Origin of the sequence: Streptomyces sp. LaBMicrA B280, from assembly GCF_049222185.1 — a bacterium.
GTDB classification, from domain to species: Bacteria; Actinomycetota; Actinomycetes; order Streptomycetales; family Streptomycetaceae; genus Streptomyces; species Streptomyces murinus.
In genome coordinates this window covers 84,520-104,983 of sequence record NZ_JBMJCT010000020.1, presented here as the reverse complement: position 1 = coordinate 104,983, position 20,464 = coordinate 84,520, and the positions used below count along the sequence as shown (strand labels likewise).

Annotated in this window: 19 protein-coding genes and 1 pseudogene; 10 read left to right on the top strand and 10 right to left on the bottom strand. The window is 73.6% G+C overall.

The window, feature by feature from the left end; translation table 11 throughout:
• Positions 1-100 (top strand): annotated as a pseudogene (locus ACLF5H_RS18930) (IS982 family transposase); the annotation flags it as partial.
• Positions 101-119: 19 nt separating this feature from the next.
• Here ACLF5H_RS18930 and ACLF5H_RS18925 read toward each other — a convergent pair.
• The 4 genes from ACLF5H_RS18925 to ACLF5H_RS18910 form a co-directional block, all read right to left on the bottom strand.
• Positions 120-956, bottom strand: a complete 837-nt coding sequence (locus ACLF5H_RS18925; RefSeq protein WP_421677184.1) for an SDR family oxidoreductase — start codon at positions 954-956, stop codon at positions 120-122.
• Positions 957-1,062: 106 nt separating this feature from the next.
• Complete coding sequence (pepN, locus tag ACLF5H_RS18920; RefSeq protein WP_421677183.1) at positions 1,063-3,555, bottom strand: aminopeptidase N; 2,493 nt, start codon at positions 3,553-3,555, stop codon at positions 1,063-1,065.
• A gap of 123 nt (positions 3,556-3,678) precedes the next feature.
• Positions 3,679-4,011 (bottom strand): chorismate mutase, encoded by a 333-nt coding sequence (locus ACLF5H_RS18915; protein ID WP_046426519.1) that lies wholly within the window; start codon positions 4,009-4,011, stop codon positions 3,679-3,681.
• 11 nt (positions 4,012-4,022) lie between these two features.
• Entirely contained in the window at positions 4,023-4,973 is a 951-nt protein-coding gene (locus ACLF5H_RS18910) for a helix-turn-helix domain-containing protein (protein ID WP_421677182.1), read from the bottom strand.
• A 98-nt stretch (positions 4,974-5,071) separates the two neighbouring features.
• On the opposite strand from ACLF5H_RS18910, the gene ACLF5H_RS18905 reads away from it, so the two are divergent.
• Both ACLF5H_RS18905 and ACLF5H_RS18900 read left to right on the top strand, forming a co-directional pair.
• A complete protein-coding gene (locus ACLF5H_RS18905; protein WP_421677181.1) occupies positions 5,072-6,835 on the top strand; it encodes a glycoside hydrolase family 35 protein in 1,764 nt (587 codons plus the stop codon).
• Between the two features lie 165 nt (positions 6,836-7,000).
• Positions 7,001-7,882 carry a hypothetical protein gene (locus ACLF5H_RS18900; RefSeq protein ID WP_421677180.1) on the top strand — a complete coding sequence of 294 codons (882 nt, stop codon included), beginning with the start codon at positions 7,001-7,003 and terminating at the stop codon, positions 7,880-7,882.
• A 65-nt stretch (positions 7,883-7,947) separates the two neighbouring features.
• On the opposite strand, the gene ACLF5H_RS18895 is transcribed toward ACLF5H_RS18900, so the two are convergent.
• Entirely contained in the window at positions 7,948-8,862 is a 915-nt protein-coding gene (locus ACLF5H_RS18895) for an SDR family oxidoreductase (protein WP_421677179.1), read from the bottom strand.
• A 7-nt stretch (positions 8,863-8,869) separates the two neighbouring features.
• The gene (locus ACLF5H_RS18890) at positions 8,870-9,628 is read right to left on the bottom strand and encodes an SDR family oxidoreductase (protein WP_421677190.1); all 759 of its coding nucleotides are present in this window, start codon (positions 9,626-9,628) and stop codon (positions 8,870-8,872) included.
• Positions 9,629-9,771: 143 nt separating this feature from the next.
• Here ACLF5H_RS18890 and ACLF5H_RS18885 point away from each other — a divergent pair, with 143 nt between their 5' ends.
• The 4 genes from ACLF5H_RS18885 to ACLF5H_RS18870 are packed head-to-tail and all read left to right on the top strand — an operon-like array spanning position 9,772 to position 13,201.
• Positions 9,772-10,548 (top strand): enoyl-CoA hydratase family protein, encoded by a 777-nt coding sequence (locus ACLF5H_RS18885; RefSeq protein ID WP_421677178.1) that lies wholly within the window; start codon positions 9,772-9,774, stop codon positions 10,546-10,548.
• On the top strand, positions 10,549-11,400 hold the full coding sequence (locus ACLF5H_RS18880; protein WP_421677177.1) for a CoA transferase subunit A: 852 nt from the start codon (positions 10,549-10,551) through the stop codon (positions 11,398-11,400).
• A complete protein-coding gene (locus tag ACLF5H_RS18875; RefSeq protein WP_421677176.1) occupies positions 11,397-12,137 on the top strand; it encodes a CoA-transferase subunit beta in 741 nt (246 codons plus the stop codon). The genes ACLF5H_RS18880 and ACLF5H_RS18875 overlap by 4 nt, the downstream gene beginning before the upstream one ends.
• On the top strand, positions 12,137-13,201 hold the full coding sequence (locus tag ACLF5H_RS18870; protein WP_421677175.1) for an NAD(P)H-dependent flavin oxidoreductase: 1,065 nt from the start codon (positions 12,137-12,139) through the stop codon (positions 13,199-13,201). Before ACLF5H_RS18875 ends, ACLF5H_RS18870 begins: the two co-directional genes overlap by 1 nt.
• A 657-nt stretch (positions 13,202-13,858) precedes the next feature.
• Here the strand turns inward: ACLF5H_RS18870 and ACLF5H_RS18865 are convergent.
• Genes ACLF5H_RS18865 through ACLF5H_RS18855 form a run of 3 tightly spaced genes read right to left on the bottom strand, consistent with a single transcriptional unit; the run spans position 13,859 to position 16,532 of the window.
• Positions 13,859-15,016, bottom strand: a complete 1,158-nt coding sequence (locus ACLF5H_RS18865) for an acetyl-CoA C-acetyltransferase (protein ID WP_421677174.1) — start codon at positions 15,014-15,016, stop codon at positions 13,859-13,861.
• A 31-nt stretch (positions 15,017-15,047) separates the two neighbouring features.
• The gene (locus ACLF5H_RS18860) at positions 15,048-15,716 is read right to left on the bottom strand and encodes a TetR/AcrR family transcriptional regulator (RefSeq protein ID WP_421677173.1); all 669 of its coding nucleotides are present in this window, start codon (positions 15,714-15,716) and stop codon (positions 15,048-15,050) included.
• Positions 15,717-15,746: 30 nt separating this feature from the next.
• Positions 15,747-16,532, bottom strand: coding sequence for an SDR family oxidoreductase (locus ACLF5H_RS18855; protein ID WP_421677172.1), 786 nt, complete (start codon positions 16,530-16,532; stop codon positions 15,747-15,749).
• Positions 16,533-16,585: 53 nt separating this feature from the next.
• Here ACLF5H_RS18855 and ACLF5H_RS18850 point away from each other — a divergent pair, with 53 nt between their 5' ends.
• Both ACLF5H_RS18850 and ACLF5H_RS18845 read left to right on the top strand, forming a co-directional pair.
• The gene (locus tag ACLF5H_RS18850; RefSeq protein WP_421677171.1) at positions 16,586-17,725 is read left to right on the top strand and encodes an acyl-CoA dehydrogenase family protein; all 1,140 of its coding nucleotides are present in this window, start codon (positions 16,586-16,588) and stop codon (positions 17,723-17,725) included.
• Entirely contained in the window at positions 17,725-18,687 is a 963-nt protein-coding gene (locus ACLF5H_RS18845; RefSeq protein ID WP_421677170.1) for an acyl-CoA dehydrogenase family protein, read from the top strand. Before ACLF5H_RS18850 ends, ACLF5H_RS18845 begins: the two co-directional genes overlap by 1 nt.
• Positions 18,688-18,697: 10 nt before the next feature.
• Here the strand turns inward: ACLF5H_RS18845 and ACLF5H_RS18840 are convergent, their stop codons facing one another.
• On the bottom strand, positions 18,698-19,423 hold the full coding sequence (locus ACLF5H_RS18840; RefSeq protein WP_421677169.1) for a vWA domain-containing protein: 726 nt from the start codon (positions 19,421-19,423) through the stop codon (positions 18,698-18,700).
• Positions 19,424-19,596: 173 nt separating this feature from the next.
• Between ACLF5H_RS18840 and ACLF5H_RS18835 the strand changes: the two genes are divergently transcribed.
• Positions 19,597-20,463 carry a rhomboid family intramembrane serine protease gene (locus ACLF5H_RS18835; protein ID WP_421677168.1) on the top strand — a complete coding sequence of 289 codons (867 nt, stop codon included), beginning with the start codon at positions 19,597-19,599 and terminating at the stop codon, positions 20,461-20,463.
• Position 20,464: the final 1 nt, after the last annotated feature.

Sequence of the window (20,464 nt, the reverse complement as noted above, 5' to 3'; positions counted from 1 at the left end):
CCGCACCGGACAACGACTCCTCGCCCTGGCAGCCGGCATCTGGCACAACTGGACCACCGGCGCCAAGATCAAACGATCCCTGATCGCCTACGACCACTGAGAACATCGGACTCACTCATCTAGGCCGCGGGATCGGCGCTGAAGTCCGCCGCGTGGTCCCGTGCCCACCGGGCGAAGGTGCGGGCCGGGGTGCCCGTGATCCGCTCGACCGTGTCGGTGATCTCCGGGGGCACGCCGATGGTGGCCTCGAAGGTCTTGAGGAGGCGGTCGAGCATGCGCGCGTCCAGGTAGGGGAACAGCTCGGGTCCGGCGGTGCGGGGGTCGATCTCGACGAAGGTCAGTTCCCTGCCGATCGCCGCGCCGATCGCCGCGACCTGGTCGGCGTTGGTGGCCGCCGCCGGTCCGGTCAGGCGGTGTACGGCGCCCTGGTGCCCGTCGTCCAGGAACGCGCGCTCGGCGACGGCGGCGATGTCGTCCTCGTGGATCGGCGCCGCGACCGCGTCCGCGTAGACGCCCCGGACGGTGTTCCCGGCGCGGATCTGGGACGCCCACTGGAGGGCGTTGGTGGCGAATCCGTTGGGCCGCAGGAACGTCCACTCCAGGCCGCTGTCGCGGATCAGCCGCTCCGCGGTGGCGTGCAGGACATGGATGGGATGCGTCTCGTCGGCGCCCTCCTGGACGATGCCGCTGGAGAGCAGGACGGCGTGGCGGACCCCGGCCGCGCGGGCCGCCGCCAGCAGCGGCTCGGTAACGGCCTGCGCGTAGAGGAAGACCCCGCTCACCCCGTCGAACAGGGCGGCGGGTTCCTCGGGCCGGAACCGCACCACCTCGGCCCGCTCGGGCAGCGCGGCCCGCTCCGGGTCGCGGGTCAGCGCGCGTACCGGCCGGCCCGCGGCGAGGAGTCGGTCCACCAGGGCGCGGCCCACGTTTCCGGTCGCGCCGGTCACTGCGATCACGATGGTTGCCTCCGGAGTTCGGTCGATCAGGTCGATTCACCGAGCCTAGGAGGCCGGCCCGGGCGCCGCATCGGCATTGAGGACCACCGGCGCCCGGCCGTTGGTCCTACTTCCGCGCCTCCTCCTCGCGGGCCCGCAGGGCGCGGCCCAGGTCGTCCAGGCAGTCGGCCAGGGCGCGGCGCAGGGACGGGGTGAGGTCGTCGCGGTCCAGGCATGCCTCGCCCAGGCGCACATGCTCGGCGTCGACGGCGTGCACCGGGAAGCACCAGCGGCCGATGGAGGCGGCGATGGCGGGGCCGCGGCGGGCGGCGAGGGACACCGACTCCTCGTAGAGGCGCGGCACGTACTCCCGTACCAGGTCGGCCTGTTCGGGCTGCCAGAAGCCGTGGGCCGTGGCCGTGAAGAGGTAGTTCGACAGGTCGTCGCCCTCGAACATCGCGGCCCAGGCCGCGCGCTTGGCTTCCGGGTCGGGCAGGGCGGCGCGGCAGCGGGCCGCGCCCTCCTGGCCGGTGGCGCTCGGGTCGCGGGCCAGTTCGGCGGCGATGGCGGCCTCGTCGGTGGCGCCGAGCACGGCGAGCCGGGCGAGGACGCGCCAGCGCAGGTCGGGGTCGAGTTCGGGACCGCCGGGCACGGTGCCGTCGGTGAGCCAGGCGGCGATGGTGTCCGGGTGGGCGGACACGTTGATCAGGTGGCGGACGGCGATCAGCCGCAGGCCGGGGTGGTCGCCGTCCTCGGTGCGGCGCAGCAGGTCGCGGCAGAGGGCGGTGAGGGTGGCGAGCGCGGCCGGGCGCTCCTCGGCCGGCAGGTACTGGTCGGCGATCTGGCCGCTGGCGAAGACGAGCACGCCCTGCACGATGGCGAGGTCGGTCTCGCGCGGCAGATGGGCGCGGGCGATCTCCAGGTAGGCGGCGGGCGCGAGTTCGCCGTCGCGCACCGCGTCCCGCAGGGCGTTCCAGACGATCGCGCGGGTGAGCGGGTCGGGCAGCCCGGACAGGCTGCTGCGGAGGGAGGCGAAGGACTCGGCGTCGAAGCGGATCTTGGCGTAGGTGAGATCGCCGTCGTTCAGCAGGAGCAGCGCGGGGCGCTTGCCGATGGGGCGCGGGGCGTCCTGCGGGACGTCGAGTTCGAGGCGCTCGCGCAGGATCAGCCGGCCCTCGTCGGCGACGTCGTGGTCGTACAGACCGGCGACGATGCGGTGCGGGCGGCTGCCCTGGTGGTCGACGGTCAGCGTGCAGGCGCCGTCGGCGGTCTCGATCACGGGCGTGAGGGTGTCGACGCCGGTGGTGCGCAGCCAGCTGTCGGCCCAGGCGCGCACATCGCGTTCGGTGACGGAGGCGAGGGAGTCGAGGAAGTCGGCGAGGGTCGCGTTGCCGAACTTGTGCCGGGCGAAGTGGGTGTTGATGCCCGCCAGGAAGTCCTTCTCGCCCAGCCAGACGGCCAGTTGGCGCAGCGCGGAGGCGCCCTTGGCGTACGAGATGCCGTCGAAGTTGAGCAGGGCGGTGGCGGCGTCGTCCACGCCCTCGGGGGCGACCGGGTGGGTGGTGGGGCGCTGGTCGGCCTCGTAGCCCCACGCCTTGCGGGTGACGCCGAACTCGGTCCAGGGGTCGCTGAAGCGGGTGGCCTCGGCGGTGGTCTGGTAACCCATGTACTCGGCGAAGGACTCGTTCAGCCAGATGTCGTCCCACCACTTGAGGGTGACCAGGTCGCCGAACCACATGTGGGCCATCTCGTGCGAGATGACCATGGCGCGCAGCTGGCGCTCGGTGTCGGTGACGGCGGAGCGGTAGACGAACTCGTCGCGGAAGGTGACCAGGCCCGGGTTCTCCATGGCGCCCGCGTTGAACTCGGGCACGAACGCCTGGTCGTAGGAGTCGAAGGGGTACGGCTCCTCGAACTTCTCGTGGTAGCGGTCGTAGCACGCGCGCGTGACCTCGAAGATCTCCTCGGCGTCGGCGTCGAGGTAGGGCGCGAGCGAGCGGCGGCAGTGGATGCCGAAGGGCAGCCCGCGGTGCTCGGTGCGCACCGAGTGCCAGGGGCCGGCGGCGACGGCGACCAGGTAGGTGGAGATCGGCGGGGTGGGCGCGGCCCGCCAGATGCCGTCGGCGCCGCGCTCCGTGACGGTGTTGGCGAGCACGGTCCATTCGTCGGGCGCCTTGACCGAAACCTCGAAGACGGCCTTCAGATCGGGCTGGTCGAAGGCGGGGAAGACGCGCCGGACGTCGTCCATGGCCAGCTGCGTGTACAGGTAGGTCTCGCCGTCGACCGGATCGGTGAAGCGGTGCATGCCCTCACCGGTGCGCGAGTAGCGCATGGCCGCCTCCGCGCGCAGCTCGTGCTCGCCCGCGGTGAGGTTCTTCAGCAGCAGCCGGTCCTCATGCAGCGCATCCGGGCCAAGGGGTTGTCCGTCCAGGGTGACGGAGCGCAGCTCGGCGGGCTTCACCTCGAGGAACGTGTCTCCGTCGGACCGCGTGGTGAACCGGATCACGGTACGGGAGTCGAAGGTCTCGTCCCCGGTGGTGAGGTCCAGTTCGACCGTGTAGCGGTGGACGTCGAGGAGCTGAGCTCGGAGCCGCGCTTCATCGCGCGTGAGTACGGACATACACGCCATGCTGCCTGATGGGACTGACAGCGCACAGAGGAGGAGCGTTACACGGTTATTATCCGACCCGCCCCTTTCCTTCCCCTTGTTCGGAATGCGGTGCCGGGGGTCCGGGTTGAGGATTCAGCTCCCGTTGGTGTCCTCGGCGATGCGCTCGTGGTGCCTGATCACCTCGGCGATGATGAAGTTCAGGAACTTCTCGGCGAACGCGGGATCGAGCTTGGCGTTCTCGGCGAGCCGGCGCAGCCGGTCGATCTGGCGGGCCTCGCGGGCCGGGTCGGCGGGCGGCAGCTGGTGCACGGCCTTGAGGCGGCCGACCTGCTGGGTGGCCTTGAAGCGTTCCGCGAGCATATGGACGACGGCCGCGTCGATGTTGTCGATGCTGTCGCGCAGCCGCTCCAGTTCCTGGCGGACCGCGGGGTCCACGTCACCCGTACCCGTGTTGCTGGTGGTCATGGACGCCAACCCTATGTGGTCGGCGGGGCGGAACTCATACCGTGTCCGATGGATGGATCGCCGGGGCCTGGCGTCGGGGGAGGACCGGGGTCGATCATCGGGGGATCGTCCGGGTCCGGGACCCGGTCGCTCCAGCCGCCCGGGACGCTGCGGCCCTGCTGGGCGCGGAAGCGGACCGGGGCGAGGCCGACGCGGCGGGTGAACAGGCGGGAGAAGTAGGCGGGATCGTCGTAGCCGACGCGGCGGGCGACGGCGGCGACGGGCAGTTCGGTGGCGGCGAGGAGTTCCTTGGCGCGGCCGAGCCGGATGCCGAGCAGATAGTCCTTGGGGGTGCAGCCGGCCGCCCGGCGGACCGCGCCGCGCAGTTCGGCGGTGGTCATGCCGTGCCGGGCGGCGTGGTCGGCGACGCTGAGCGGGGCGCAGGCGTCCCGGGCGAGGGCTTCGAGCACCTGGTCGCCGTCGGGGGCGAGGTCGGCGCGGGCGCGGCGCAGGGCGACGAGGAGTTCGTGCACGGCGGCGCCGGTCTCCACCTCCAGGAGGGGGTTGCCGCGGCGGGCGGCGCGGGCGATGCGGGCGACGACCGCGCGCGGTCCCGCGGCGCCGGAGAGGGCCACGACGGGCCGCTCGGGCTCGATGTAGCCCAGTTCCGTGTAGGTGGCGGTGGCGGGCCCGGTGAAGTCCACGAAGCCCTCGTCCCAGCCGGTGTCCGGATCGGGGGCGTAGTGGTGGGGCACGCCCGGGGTGAGCCAGAGCAGCGCGGGCGCGGTGACGGTCGTACGGCGGCCGTCCGCACCGGCGTACCAGCCGCCGCCGGAGCTGATCACGACGGCCACATGGTGGTCGAGGGTGCGCGGGCCGACGGTGGGCAGCGCGCCGTGCTGGAGTCCGACCCCGAGGCAGACCAGGCCGAGGCGGTGGTGCGCGGGGCCGGGGCTGAAGAACCGCATCCAGGTCTGGTACATCGCTGCTCCTCCCGGCGTCCGCGGCGGCCGTTTTTTGTCCAAGGGGTGCCGATCTTCGTCCATGGCGCCGGGCACCGGAAGAGGTGAGTCTTGGCGGTATGAGCGAGTTCACCGTGGGCGAGAGGGACTTCCTGCTGGACGGGCGGCCGGTGCGGCTGCTGTCCGGCGCGCTGCACTACTTCCGGGTGCACGAGGAGCAGTGGGGGCACCGGCTCGCGATGCTGCGGGCGATGGGGCTCAACTGCGTGGAGACCTACGTGCCGTGGAATCTGCACCAGCCCGCTCCGGGGCGGCACCGGGACGTGGCGGCGGTCGGCCGGTTCCTGGACGCGGCGCGCGCGGCGGGCCTGTGGGCGATCGTGCGGCCCGGTCCCTACATCTGCGCCGAGTGGGAGAACGGCGGTCTGCCGGCCTGGCTGACGGGCGAGCTGGGCGGGCGGGTGCGCACCCGGGACGAGCGGTACCTGCGCCATGTCCGCGACTGGTTCGGCCGGCTGCTGCCCGAGATCGTGTCCCGGCAGGCCGACCGCGGCGGCCCGGTGGTCCTGGTGCAGGTCGAGAACGAGTACGGCAGCTACGGCTCCGACGCGGGCTACCTCGCCGGACTGGCCGCCCTGGTGCGCGCCGCGGGTGTCACCGTGCCGCTGTTCACCTCCGACGGCCCCGAGGACCACATGCTGACCGGCGGGTCGCTGCCCGGGGTGCTCGCCACGGCGAACTTCGGCTCCCGCGCGCGCGAGTCGTTCGCCGCGCTGCGCCGCCATCGCCCCGAGGGCCCGCTGATGTGCATGGAGTTCTGGTGCGGCTGGTTCGACCACTGGTCCGGCACGCCCGCCGTACGCGATCCCGGGGAGGCCGCCGAGGAGCTGCGGGAGATCCTGGAGTGCGGCGCCTCGGTGAACCTCTACATGGCGCACGGCGGCACGAGCTTCGGCGGCTGGGCGGGCGCGAACCGGGGCGGCGAGCTGCACGAGGGTGAGCTCCAGCCGGATGTGACGTCGTACGACTACGACGCCCCGGTGGACGAGTACGGCCGCCCCACGGAGAAGTTCCGGCGCTTCCGGGACGTACTGGCGCGCTACCAGGAGGGCCCGTTGCCGGAACTCCCCCCGGAGCCCGCGCGACTGGCCTCCCCCACCGGGGTTTCGCTCGCCGAATGGGCGCCTATGGACGCCGTGCTGGCCGCCCTGGGTGGCGAGGAGACGACACGCCCCCAGGCGCCCACGTTCGAGGAACTGGGCGTCACCCGGGGCCTGGTGCGCTACGAGGTGGACGTGCCCGGACCGCGCGAGCCGTACCCGCTGTCCGTACGGGGGCTGCGGGATCTGGCCGTGGTGTACGTCGACGGGGTGCGGGCCGGGGTGCTCACCGAGACGGAACCGCGGCTCAAGGAGCCCGTCGCGGGTCCGGCGCGGGTGGAGCTGTGGGTGGAGTCCCTCGGCCGGGTGAATTATGGGCCGCTCCTGGGCGAGGCGAAGGGGATCACCGGGGGCGTGCTGCACGAGCGGCAGTACCTGCACGGCGTACGGGCCCGGGGGCTGGACCTGGACGCGTTCGAGGACGGCGTGTCGGCGGTGCCGTTCACCGCGCCGCCCCCGGCGGGGGGACCCGGGCTGTACCGGGGCACGGCCGGCGTCCTCGGGGCGGCCGGGGACGCGCGGCTGGAACTGCCCGGTCAGACGCGCGGATTCGTCTGGATCAACGGCTTCTGCCTGGGCCGCTACTGGTCGGTGGGGCCCCAGCGGTCGCTGTACGTTCCCGGGCCGGTGCTGCGGGAGGGGGAGAACGAGGTGTGGGTGCTGGAGCTGGAAGGCGCGGAGGGGGGTGCGGCGGAGGTGGTGCCGCGGCTGCTGCCGGTGTGAGGGAGCGCGGCGGGGTGTGATCACCGTCCGGGTGCGGCGTCCGGGTGCGGCGGGGCGTCCCGGACGGCGGCGCGCGGCGGGGTCTCCTGGGCGGTGGGGCGCATACCCTGGAGGAGCGGTCGTGAGGGCGTCATCGGGGGCTGTCGGGGGTTTGGGGGTGCCGGCATGGCAAACGGCGGACCGGTGGAGCACGGGTTCCCGCATCTGGAGACGGTGCGGGCGGCGATCACCGCGCTGTACCGGCGACTCTCCCCGACGACCGTAGGGACCTTCGCGACCAGCGTCGCCCCCGCGGACGTGGCCTTCTGCGACACCGACGACCTGCATCTGGGGGCCCAGCGGGTGGCCCGGGAGATGGTGCGGCACTTCCGGTTGCCGGACGCGCGGCTGATCGTCGGCTTCCGGGAGATGACCCATGCGGCGAACATCGAACTGGCGGCGGGGCCCGAGTACTTCGTGGAGCTGAACGACCGCTTCCGCACCCATCGCGAGGACATCGGCGCCGCGCTCGCGCACGAGGTGGCGCACGTCTATCTGCACCGCCTGGACCTCGCTTTCCCCACGACGGCGGAGAACGAGATCCTCACGGACACGGTGACGACGTACCTGGGCGCGGGCTGGCTGCTGCTGGACGCCTACCGGGAGGACTCGCTGTCCTCGCAGAAGCTGGGCTATCTCACCCCGGAGGAGTTCGGCTACGTGCTGGCCAAGCGGGCCCTGCTCTTCGACGAGGACCCCTCGATCCGGTTCACCAGCCCGCAGGCGTACACCGCGTACACCAAGGGGCTGGCCCGCGCCCGCCACGACACCCGGCAGCCCCCGCTGACCGGCGCCGGGTGGACGGGCCGCCGCCGCTACGCCCACGACCGCCGCCACGCGGCCCCGGCGCCCCCGGGCGCCCCCTACTCCTTCGGCTCCGATCCCTCCGGCGGCCTCCACGTCACCTTCCCGTGCCCGACCTGCCATCAGCGGATCAGGGTTCCGGTCAGGGGGCGGGTGCGGGCGCGGTGCGGGTTGTGCGGGGCGGTGCTGGAGTGCGACACGTGAGGGGGCCTGCCGGTGAGGGGCACGGGGCTGCGCGCACCGCGGCCCCGGACCGGCCGACTGTCCGGTCAGCCGCTCCCCGTCCCGTACACCGCGCCCGGCCGCTCCGCCTCCCCCAGCAGTCGTAGCGCCTCCTTGCCCACCTCCGCCACCTCCCACCGGGCCCCCTTGTCCGCCGTGGGGCCGCGGCGCCAGCCCTCCATCACGCTGAGCCGGCCGCCCTCGATCTCGAACACCCGTCCGCTCACGCCCGCGCTCGCGGCCGAGCCCAGCCACACCACCAGCGGCGAGACGTTTTCCGGGGCCATGGTGTCGAAGCCGGTCGCCGGGGCGGACATCGCCTCGGCGAAGGCACGCTCGGTCATCCGGGTCCGTGCCGCGGGGGCGACGGCGTTGACCTGGACGCCGTACCGGTCGAGTTCGGCCGCCGCGACCAGGGTGAGCGCCACGATCCCGGCCTTGGCCGCGCTGTAGTTCCCCTGCCCGAGCGAGCCCAGCAGACCGGCCCCGCTGCTGGTGTTGACGACCCGCCCGACCGGTCCGCGCCCGCCCTTCGCCTCGGCCCGCCAGTACGCGGCGGCGTGCTTCAGCGGCAGGAAGTGCCCCTTGAGATGGACCCGGAGCACGGCGTCCCAGTCGTCCTCGTCGAGATTGACGAGCATCCGGTCGCGCAGGAACCCCGCGTTGTTGACGAGCGTGTCGAGCCGCCCGTACGCCTCCAGCGCGGTCCGCACCAGCGCTGCCGCGCCCTCGCTCGTCGCGATGTCCCCGCCGTGCGCCACCGCCTCGCCGCCCGCCGCGCGGATCTCCGCGGCGACGGCCTCCGCCGGGTTCTCACCGCCGGGCTCGCCGTCCAGCCGTACCCCGAGATCGTTGACGACGACCCGCGCCCCCTCGGCCGCGAAGGCGAGGGCGTGCGCCCGCCCGAGCCCCCGCCCCGCACCGGTGACGACGACCACCCGCCCCGCACAGATTCCGCTCACGCCCATCTCAGCTCTCCTCCGAGGAAGTCGGACATTGCGCCGGCCCCCGCCCCACCGCTCCCAGGAACCCCGGCCACTCCCCGCCCCCGTGCACCTGCAGGCTCGCCCCGCTGATGTACGCCGCGGCGTCGGAGGCGAGGAAGACGGCGGCGGCGCCGACGTCGGCGGGCGCGGCCAGCCGGCCGAGCGGGACGGTGCGGGCGACGGCGGCGATGCCGTCCGGGCCGCCGTAGTGCGCGGTGGACCGCTCGGTGCGCACCATGCCCACCACGAGCGTGTTGACCCGCACCTGCGGCGCCCACTCCACCGCCATGGACGCGGCCAGGCTGGCGAGCCCCGCCTTGGCCGCGCCGTAGGCGGCGGAGCCGGGTGAGGGGCGGCCGCCGCTGACGCTGCCGATCATCACGATGGAGCCCCGGCTGCGCCGCAGTTGCTCGTACGCGGCGAGGGACGCGGTCAGCGGGGCGGTCAGGTTCAGCTCCAGGACCTTGGCGTGCCGTTCGGCGTCCGCGTCGAGCAGTCGCCGGTACGGCGTCCCGCCCGCGTTGTTGACGAGTACGTCAAGCCGGGGCAGCGCGCCAAAGAAGGCCCGGACGGCGGGCGGGTCCCGCAGGTCGAGCGGGATGAACTCGACGCCGTCCAGCGGACGTTCGGGAGGTCTGCGGGCGCAGGCCAGGACGTGGGCGCCCGCGTCCGCGAAGGCGCGTGCGATGCCGGCGCCGACCCCGCGGGTGCCGCCGGTGACGAGGACGGTGCGGCCGCGCAGGGAGCCGGCCGGGTCGTGCCAGGAGTTGTCCACAGGGCGCGCGGTCGAGTTTTCCACAGGGCCTCCCGCTGGTCCGTGGCGGCTGCTAATTTCGAAGCCGTCGCACCTAACAAATGTTTGGTGGAAAGGTAGCTGATGCGCCCATGGGTGTCTCCCGTTCGTCCCCGGAAAAAGGGATTTCCGTGGTCACCGTCGACTTCCCGCCGGTCAACGCGCTCCCGGTGACCGGCTGGTCCGCGCTGGCCGAGACCGTGCGCGCGGCGGGCCGCGACCCCGAGGTCCGCTGCGTGGTGCTGGCCGCCGAGGGCCGGGGGTTCAACGCGGGCGTGGACATCAAGGAGATACAGGCGCACGGACAGCGGGCGCTGATCGGCGCGAACCAGGGCTGCGCCGACGCGTTCGCCGCGGTGTACGAGTGCGAGACACCCGTCGTCGCGGCGGTGCGGGGCTTCTGCCTGGGCGGCGGGATAGGCCTGGTGGGCAACGCGGACGCGATCGTGGCGAGCGAGGACGCCGTCTTCGGGCTGCCCGAGCTGGACCGGGGCGCGCTGGGCGCCGCGACCCATCTGGCCCGGCTGGTCCCGCAGCATCTGATGCGCGCCCTGTACTACACGGGGCGGACGGTGAGCGCGGCGGAACTGCACCGGCACGGCTCGGTGTGGCGCGTGGTGCCGGGCGCGGAGTTGCGGGCGGCGGCGCTGGAGCTGGCCCGGGAGATCGCCGCCAAGGACGGTCGGCTGCTGCGCATGGCCAAGGCCGCGATCAACGGCATCGATCCGGTCGATGTGCGCCGCAGCTACCGGTTCGAGCAGGGCTTCACCTTCGAGGCGGGCCTCAGCGGCCTGGCCGACCGGGTGCGCGACACATTCGGCAAGGACACGGACAAGGGCAGGGACAGGGACAGGGAGGAGGGGGTGTAGATGGGCGACAAGACGATGACCGCCGAGGAGGTCGTCGCCCGGCTGGAGAGCGGAATGACCCTGGGCATCGGCGGCTGGGGCGCGCGCCGCAAGCCGATGGCCCTGGTGCGGGCGCTGCTCCGGTCCGGGTTGCGCGATCTCACGGTCGTCTCCTGCGGCGGCCCGGACGTCGGGATGCTGGCCGCGGCAGGGCGGGTGCGGAGACTGGTCACGGCCTTCGTCACCCTCGACTCGATCCCGCTCGAACCGCACTACCGGACGGTCCGCGAGCGGGGCGGGCTCGAACTGACGGAGGTGGACGAGGGGATGCTGCTGCGCGGCCTGGAGGCGGCGGCGCAGCGGCTGCCCTTCCTGCCGGTGCGGGCGGGCGTCGGCTCGGACGTCATGCGGGTCAACCCCGGCCTGCGGACCGTCACTTCGCCGTACGAGGACGGGGAGACGCTGGTGGCGATGCCCGCGCTGCGGCTGGACGCGGCCCTGGTGCATGTGCACCGCGCCGACCGGCTGGGCACCGGCCAGTGCCTGGGCCCGGACCCGTATTTCGACGATCTGTTCTGCGCGGCGGCGGACGCGGCCTACGTCTCCTGCGAGCGCATCGTGGACACGGCCGAGCTGACCGAGAAGGCGCCGCCGGAGTCGCTGCTGCTGCGGCGGCTCACGGTGACGGGCGTGGTGGAGGCGCCGAACGGCGCGCACTTCACGTCCTGCGGGCCGGACTACGAACGGGACGAGGAGTTCCAGCGGCTGTACGCGAAGACACCGTGGCCGGAGTTCGCCGGGCGGTTCCTCGGCGCCGACGAGGACGGGTACCGGGCGGCGGTGGCCGAGTGGCGCGAGGAGGAGGGGCGATGAGGGCGACCCGGGCCGAGTACTGCGTGATCGCCTGCGCCGAGGCGTGGCGCGACGCCGGGGAGATACTGGCGAGCCCGATGGGCCTGCTCCCCTCGCTGGGTGCCCGGCTGGCCCGGCTGACCTTCGCGCCCGATCTGCTGCTGACCGACGGAGAAGCCCTGCTGGTCCGCCCGGACGGCACCCCGGAGGGCCGGCTGACCTTCCGGGAGCATCTGACGCTGGTGGCGGGCGGCCGTCGGCACGTGATGATGGGCGCGAACCAGATCGACCGGTACGGCAACCAGAACATCTCCTGCGTCGGCGACTGGGCCCGCCCCCGCCGCCAGCTGCTCGGGGTGCGCGGGTCCTCGCTCAACACGCTGAACAATCCGACGAGTTACTGGATCCCCCGGCACTCCCGGCGGGTGTTCGTGGAGCGGGTGGACATGGTGTGCGGGGTGGGGTACGACCGGGCGGCCGCGCTCGGCCGGACGGCCCGCTTCCATCGCCTCGGGCGGGTCGTCTCCGACCTCGGGGTCCTGGACTTCGCGACGCCGGACCACTCGATGCGGCTGGCCTCGCTGCATCCCGGGGTGAGCGTGGCCGAGGTGCGGGAGGCGACGGGCTTTGAACTGGTGGTGCCGGACGGGGTGCCGGAGACCCGGGAGCCCGAGCCCGGGGAGCTGCGGCTGATCCGCGAGGTGCTGGACCCGGGCGGGGCCCGTGAGCGTGCGGTGCCCGAGGGGGTGCGGGGCTGATGGAGACCGCGCTCACCCGGCTGACCGGCGTCCGTCATCCGGTGGTGCAGACCGGAATGGGCTGGGTGGCCGGGCCCCGGCTGGTGTCGGCGGCGGCGAACGCGGGCGCGCTGGGCATCCTGGGCTCGGCCACGATGACACCCGCTCAACTGCGCGCCTCGATACGGGAGGTGCGGTCGCGTACGGGGGCGCCGTTCGGGGTGAATCTGCGCGCGGACGCCCAGGACGCGGCCGAGCGGGTGGAGATCCTGCTGGCGGAGGGTGTCCGGGTGGCCTCCTTCGCACTGGCCCCCTCCCCCGAGCTGATCGCCCGGCTCAAGGAGGCGGGGGTGGTGGTCGTCCCGTCCGTCGGGGCGCGGCGGCATGCCGAGAAGGTGGCGGCGTGGGGCGCGGACGCGGTGATCGTGCAGGGCGGCGAGGGCGGCGGGCACACCGGTGAGGTGGCCACGAGCGTGCTGCTGCCGCAGGTGGTGGACGCGGTGCGGATACCGGTGGTGGCGGCGGGCGGGTTCTTCGACGGGCGGGGCCTGGTGGCGGCGCTGGCGTACGGGGCGGCGGGGGTCGCGATGGGCACCCGGTTCCTGCTCACCTCGGACTCCACGGTGCCGGATCCGGTGAAGGCCAGATATCTGGCGGCCACGGTCCGGGACATCACCGTGACCCGCGCGGTGGACGGCCTGCCGCACCGCATGCTGCGCACGGACCTGGTGACGGCGCTTGAGCGTGCGGGCCGCATACGGACCCTCGGGCACGCGGCGCGGCGGGCGGCCGGCTTCCGGCGGCTGTCGGGACTGACCTGGCGGCAGCTGGTCCGGGACGGCCTCGCCCTGCGGCACGGAAAGGAGCTGTCCTGGAGCCAGCTCCTGCTCGCGGCGAACACGCCGATGCTGCTCAAGTCGGCGATGGTGGACGGCCGTACCGACCTGGGAGTGATGGCGGCCGGGCAGGTCGCCGGGGTGATCGAGGACCTGCCCTCGTGCGCGGAACTGGTGGAGCGGATCGTGAAGGAGGCGGAGGAGGTGCTGGAGGGGCTGCCCGGCCTCACGGGAGGCACGCGCGGCTGACGGTCCCCGGGGACCACCGGGCCCAGGGCCCCTCCCCGTCCGGAGAACGGCGGGCCCGGACGGCGGGCGGACTTGGGCGGCGGACCGGCCGATGGGCCGACTGACGGCAGCACCGGACGACGGACGGACCCGGACAGCAGCCCCAGGCTCCGGGCCGACTCGGACGGCGGACCCGGCTGGCGCACGGCGGACGGCGGACGGCGGACGGCGGACGGGCTAGGGCGGCGGACTCAGACGGTGGCCGGACTCGGGCGGCGGACCCGGGCTGCGGGCCGACTGACGGCAGCGCCAGAGGACGACCCCGGACGACGGCCGGACCCGGACGGTGGCCGGACCTGGACGGTGGCCGGACCTGGACGGCGGACCCGCGCGGCGGCCGAGCCAGGGCTGCGGCCCGGACAGCGGGCGAGCCCCGTCGACGGCGGACCCGGGCAGCGCCAGCCCCTGTCGGCGCCAGCCCTTGTCGGCAGCGGACCCTGTTGGCGGCGAGCCCTCTCGGTGCCAGGCCCGGAAACCGAGAGCCCGACGGCCCCCGGAGACGACTGACCCCGGCAGACGGCTGGCTCCCGGAGGCGGACGGCTCCCGGAGGCGGCCTGGGCTCGGGGCTGCCGGCCCCGCAGGCGGCCAGGGCGCGAGGGCCGCCGGGGCGCGGGCGTTCAGAGGCGTTCGATGATGGTCACGTTGGCCTGGCCGCCGCCCTCGCACATGGTCTGGAGGCCGTAGCGGCCGCCGGTGCGCTCCAGTTCGTGGAGGAGGGTGGTCATCAGGCGGGCGCCGGTCGCGCCGAGGGGGTGGCCGAGGGCGATCGCGCCGCCGTTGACGTTGACCTTCCCGGGGTCGGCGCCGGTCTCCTTCAGCCAGGCGAGGACGACCGGGGCGAAGGCTTCGTTGATCTCCACGAGATCGAGGGCGTCGATGGTCAGGCCGGTCTTCTTCAGGGCGTGCGCGGTGGCCGGAATGGGGGCGGAGAGCATGCGGATGGGGTCTTCGCCGCGCGCGGAGAGGTGGTGGACACGGGCGCGGGGACGCAGTCCGTGGTCGCGGACGGCACGTTCGGAGGCGAGGAGGAGGGCGGCGGCGCCGTCGGAGGTCTGGGAGGAGCAGGCGGCGCTGATGGTGCCGCCGTCGAGGACCGGCTTCAGGGCGGCCATCTTCTCCAGGGAGGTGTCACGGCGGGGGCCCTCGTCCACGGCGACCGGGCCGTAGGGGACGGTCTCGTGGGCGAAGCGGCCGGTGTCGATGGCCCACACCGCCCGGCGGTGCGAGCGCAGGGCGAACTCCTCCTGCTCGGCGCGGCCGATGCGCCACTGGGCGGCGATGGCCTCCGCGCCGGAGAACTGGTTGACGGGCCGGTTGCCGTAGCGGGCGCGCCAGCCGGTGCTGCCGAGGAAGGGGCCCTCGGTCAGGCCGAGCGGGTCGGCGGCCTGGCGGGAGGCGAAGGCGATGGGGATCTGGGACATGTTCTGCACACCGCCCGCGACCACCAGGTCCTGCGTGCCGGAGAGCACGGCCTGCGCGGCGAAGTGCACGGCCTGCTGCGAGGAGCCGCACTGCCGGTCCACGGTCACGCCCGGCACCTCCTCGGGCAGTCCGGCGGCCAGCCAGCTGGTGCGGGCGATGTCCCCTGCCTGGGGACCCACCGCGTCCAGACAACCGAACACGACGTCCTCGACGGCGGCCGGGTCGATGCCGGCCCGCTCCACGAGGGCGCGCAGGACATGGGCGCCCAGATCGGCCGGGTGGACGCCGCTGAGTCCTCCCCCGCGTCGCCCGACGGGCGTGCGGACCGCTTCGACGATGTAGGCCTCGGCCATACGACTCGACTCCCTCACCAGGAAAGGGGTGTTATCCGCTGTGATCGCTGTGCACGCTGTGCCCGCTCTTCTCGCCGTGCTCTTCGTGCTGTGCGCGCACGGCGATGCCGTCCAGCACCATCGACAGGTACTGGCGGGCGATCTCCTCGGGGCTGTGCTGTCCGCCGGGCCGGTACCAGGAGGCGGCGACCCACACGGTGTCGCGGACGAACCGGTAGGTGAGCCGGACGTCCAGGTCGGAGCGGAAGACGTGGTCGGCGACCCCGCGTTCCAGGGTGGAGAGCCAGGCCCGTTCGAACCGGCGCTGGGACTCGGCGAGGAAGGCGAACCGGTCCTGGGCGACGAGTTGCCGGCTCTCCTTCTGGTAGATGGCGACGGCGGCGCGGTGCCGGTCGATCTCCCGGAAGGACTCGGTGACCAGGGCCTCCAGCGTCTCGCGGGGCCCGAGTCCGGCGGCGAGGACGGTGTCGTAGCCGCACCACAGCTCGTCGAGGAAGGTGCGCAGGATCTCTTCCAGCATCGACTCCTTGGAGTCGAAGTGGTAGTAGAGGCTGCCCGCGAGCATGCCGGCGTGGTCGGCGATGCGGCGGACGGTGGTGGCGTTGTAGCCGTGTTCGGCGAACACTTCGGCGGCGGTGTTGAGGAGTTCGCCGCGCCGGACCGCGGCGGCGGTCACCTGGGGCTTCTTCTTGGTCGGCACGCACCCATTCTGGACGCTCCCCCGCTCGCCCTAGGCGCGCTGGCTGCTGACGGCGACGGTCTCGCCGGTCATGTACGAGGAGTAGCCGGAGGCGAGGAACACGATCACATTGGCCACCTCCCACGGCTCGGCGGCGCGTCCGAAGGCCTCGCGTCCGGCCAGGTCCGCCAGGAGTTCGGGGGTGGTGACCTTCGCCAGGTGGGGGTGGTGGGCGAGGCTGGGCGCGACGGCGTTGACCCGCACCCCGTAGGGGGCGGCCTCGATGGCGGCGCAGCGGGTCAGGGCCATCACCCCGGCCTTGGCGGCGGCGTAGTGGGCCTGGCCCGCCTGGGCGCGCCAGCCGACGACGGAGGCGTTGTTGACGATCACCCCGCCGCCGGTGGTCCGCAGGGCGCGCAGGGCGGCGCGGGTGCAGCGGAAGGTGCCGTTCAGGGTGACGTCCAGGACGCGGGTCCACTGGTCGTCGGTCATGTCGGTGAGGAGCGAAGTGCCGCCGAGTCCGGCGTTGTTGACGACGATGTCCAGTCGGCCGTGCGCGGCTGCGGCCGTCTCGAACAGGGCCTGGACCTGCCGCTCGTCGGTGACGTCGCAGGGCAGGGCGGTCACCGCGCCCGGGAACCGCCGGGCCAGCTCCGCCTCGTACTCCTTGAGGCGCCTGGGGTGTGCGTCGCTGAGCAGGACGCGGGCGCCCTCCTCCAGGAAGCGGCGCGCGGTGGCCCCGCCGATGCCGGTGCCGGCCGCCGCGGTGACGACGGCGGTGCGGCCCTTGAGCAGTCCGTGCCCGGGGACGTAGGCCGGGCTCTCGACGCCTGTCATAGGGCCAAGCTAACCTACCAAACACTTGTTAGGGAAGGATGGTGACGGCGGCCATGGACCTGACCTTCTCCCCGGCCGACGAGGAGTTCCGTGCCGAGGCCCGCGCCTGGCTGGCGGCGCATGTGCCGCGGGTGCCGCTGCCCTCGCTGGAGACGGCGGCCGGGTTCGCCGCGCATCGCGCCTGGGAGGCCGAACTGGCCGCGGGCCGCTGGTCGGTGGTGTCCTGGCCGCGGCGGTACGGCGGGCGGGACGCGGGGCTGCTGGGGTGGCTGCTGTTCGAGGAGGAGTACTGGGCGGCGGGCGCGCCGGGCCGGGTCGGGCAGAACGGCGTCGATCTGCTGGCGCCGACCCTGCTGGAGCACGGGACGCGGGAGCAGTGCGCGCGGGTGCTGCCGCCGATGGCCTCGGGCGAGGTGGTGTGGGCACAGGCGTGGTCGGAGCCGGAGGCGGGCTCGGATCTGGCCTCGCTCACCTCCCGGGCGGTGCGCGCGGACGGCGGCTGGCTGCTCAGCGGTCAGAAGACCTGGTCCTCGCGGGCGGCCTTCGCCGACCGGGCCTTCGGGCTGTTCCGCAGCGATCCGGGGGCGGAGCGGCCGTATCAGGGGCTCACCTATCTGATGTTCGACCTGCGGGCTCCCGGGGTGACGGTGCGTCCGATCGGCCGATTGGACGGCAGGCCCGCGTTCGCGGAGCTGTTCCTGGACGAGGTGTTCGTGCCGGACGAGGACGTGATCGGCGAGCCGGGGCAGGGCTGGCGGATCGCGATGTCGGCGGCGGGCAACGAGCGGGGGCTGACGCTGCGTTCCCCGGGCCGCTTCCTCGCGGCGGCGCACCGGCTGGTCGGGCTGTGGCGGGCCCGCGGCTGCCCGGAGCACGCGCGGGAGCGGGTGGCGGACGCGGTGATCGGCGCCCGCGCCTACCGGCTGTTCACCTACGCGGCCGCCTCCCGGTTCCTGGCCGGAAACCGGCTCGGCCCGGAGACCAGCATGAACAAGGTGTTCTGGTCCGAGCTGGACCTCGCACTGCACGAGACGGCGCTCGATCTGCTGGGCCCGGAGGGCGAGGCGGCCGACGGCGCCTGGTCGCAGGGGTACGTCTTCGCGCTGGCCGGGCCGGTCTACGCGGGCACCAATGAGATCCAGCGCGACATCATCGCCGAGCGGCTGCTCGGCCTGCCGAAGGGACGCCGCTGATGCGCTTCCTGCCCGATGCCGAACAGCGGGCCTTCACCGACTCGTTGGGCGCCCTGCTGGCGGCGGCGGACACCCCGGCGGTGGTCCGGGAGTGGAGCCGTGGCGAGCACGCGCGCGGGCGGGCGCTGTGGGCGCGGCTCGGGAAGGCGGGGGTGTTCGGGCTCGCGGTGCCGGAGGAGTACGGCGGGGCGGGGCAGCGGCCGGTGGAACTGGCTCTCGCGTTCGTGGAGTTGGGGCGGCACGCGGTGCCCGGGCCGCTGGTGGAGACGGTCGCGGCGGCCGTGCTCCTGGACGCGCCGCCGCACGCCGGGCGTTTTCTGCCGGGGCTCGCGGCGGGCGAGGAGGCGGCCACCGTGGCGCCGCCCGGGGGCCTCGCCCTGGACGGGGACGCGGCCGTGCTCCGGCTCGCGCTCACCCCCGGCGGGCTGCGCCTGGCGACGCCGGGACCGGTGCGCGCTTCCCTCGATCCGGCCCGTCGGCTGACCCCGCTCGCCCCGGCCGGTGCGCCGCTGCTCACCGCTCCCCCGTACGAACGGGCTCTCCTCTGGGCCCGGCTGGCCGTCGCCGCCCAGGCCCTCGGTGTCGGCCTCGCCCTGCTCGACCGCACGGTGCGTTATGTCGGGCAGCGCACCCAGTTCGGGGTGCCCGTCGGTTCCTTCCAGGCGGTCAAGCACCGGCTGGCCGACGCGAAGACGGCCCTGGAGTTCGCCCGGCCCCTCGTGCTCGGCGCGGCGGTGTCGATGCGCCCGGCGGACGTGGCCGCGGCCAAGCTCAGGGCGTGCGAGGCGGCGTACACCACCGCGCGGACGGCGCTGCATCTGCACGGCGCGATCGGCTACACCGCGGAGTACGACCTCTCTCTGTGGCTCACCAAGGCCCGTGCGCTGCGCACCGCGTGGGGGACGCCCGAGGAGTGCCGGGAGCTGGTCCTGGCGGACGCCCTCGGGGAGGTGACCGGCTGAGCGGTCCGGTTCAGGAGGTGCGGAGGATGCCCGCGGCGCGCGCGGCCGACAGCCAGGAGGGGAACTCGGCGACGAGACGGTCGTACAGCTCGGTGTCGGGGACGCGCCGGGGGTCCTCGCCCGCGTGGAAGAAACCGGCGTTGTCCACGATCCGGCTGCCGGGCACCGGGAGTTCGTCCAGTTTCCGCAGGAAGTCGAACTGCTTGCTGTGCGGGTCGCCGAAGCCGATGAACTGCCAGAACAGGGGGAGCTTGGCGGACTTGCAGAGATAGCGTTCCGCGGCGAGCTTGTTGATCGGGCCGCCGTCGGTCTGGAAGACGACCAGGGCGGGGTCGGTGGCGCCGCTGTCCAGGTAGTGGTCGATGACGGCGTCCATCGCCAGGTGGTAGCTGGTCTTACCCATGTGGCCGAGCCCGGCGACGATCCGCTCGACGCTGCCCTCGTGACCGGCGAGGGGTATGTCGGTGACGGCGTCGATATCGGTGGAGAAGAACACCACCGGCACCCGGCCGTCGTCGTCCAGGTGCGCGGACAGCCCCAGCACCCGGTCGGCGAGCGCCTGGACGCTGCCGTCCTGGTAGTAGGGCCGCATGGAGCCGGAGTGGTCGAGGACGAGGTAGACCGCGGCCCGCAGTCCGTCCAGGCCGTGTTTGCGCAGGCTGACCCCGGCCGAGCGGTAGGCGCCGACGAGCGCGGGCGCGGTCTCCTCCACCTTGCGCAGACTGATCGCGGCCATGGCCCGCCCCCTCCGGCTGTTCCGAGGGGCCGAGCCTACGTGATCAGGCGCACCGGGCGTCACGGCCGCCCCACAGGTTCGCTATTTTGTTCGCTGCCGCCCCACCGGCTCGCTGTGCCTCCCCCCGCGCCTCCCCTTTCCTTGTCGTACTTCCCTTTTCGAGGAGCCGGCCCGTGGCCGCCGAGTCCGTCGTGACCACCTGTTTCCGTCATCCGCAGGTGGAGTCGTATGTCCGCTGCACCCGCTGCGACCGCTTCATCTGCCCGTCCTGCATGCGGGAGGCGTCCGTCGGCCATCAGTGCGTCGACTGCGTGAAGGAGGGCGCCCGTTCGGTCCGGCGGGCGCGGACCGTGTTCGGGGGCCGGATCGCCGCGGTGCCGCTGGTGACCTATGTGCTGATCGGGCTGAACGTGGTGGCGTATCTGGTGGAGCTGGCCCGGCCGGCGTTCGAGTACCGCTTCGCGATGCTCGGCACCACGCCCGCCGGGTATGTCCCGCAGGGGGTCGCGCACGGGGAGTGGTACCGGCTGGGGACCGGCGCGTTCCTGCATCTGACGCCCGGTGAGGGGACGTTCGGGATCACACACGTCCTGTTCAACATGGTGGCGCTGTGGAACATCGGCCGGGTGGTGGAGACCCGGCTGGGCCGTGTGCGCTATCTCGCCCTGTATCTGCTGTCGGCGCTCGGCGGCTCGGTGCTGGAGCTGCTGCTGATCCCGGAGTCGTACACCGTCGGCGCCTCCGGTGCGATCTTCGGACTGGGTGCCGCCTACTGGGTCATGGGCCGCCGCCTCGGCCATGACATGCGCGAGGTCAACCGGTACATGGCCGGCCTGCTGCTGTGGCTGGTGATCTCCGCGGGGCTGACCTCCTGGCAGGGTCACCTCGGCGGGCTGCTCGCGGGCGCCGTGGTGACGCTGGCGTACGCCTACGCGCCCCCAGGCCGGCGGCGCGCCCTGGTGCAGGCGGGGGTGTGCGTGGCCCTGCTCGCCCTGCTGGTCGCGCTCGCCTGGCTGAAGGCGACCTCGCTGACCGCCTGAG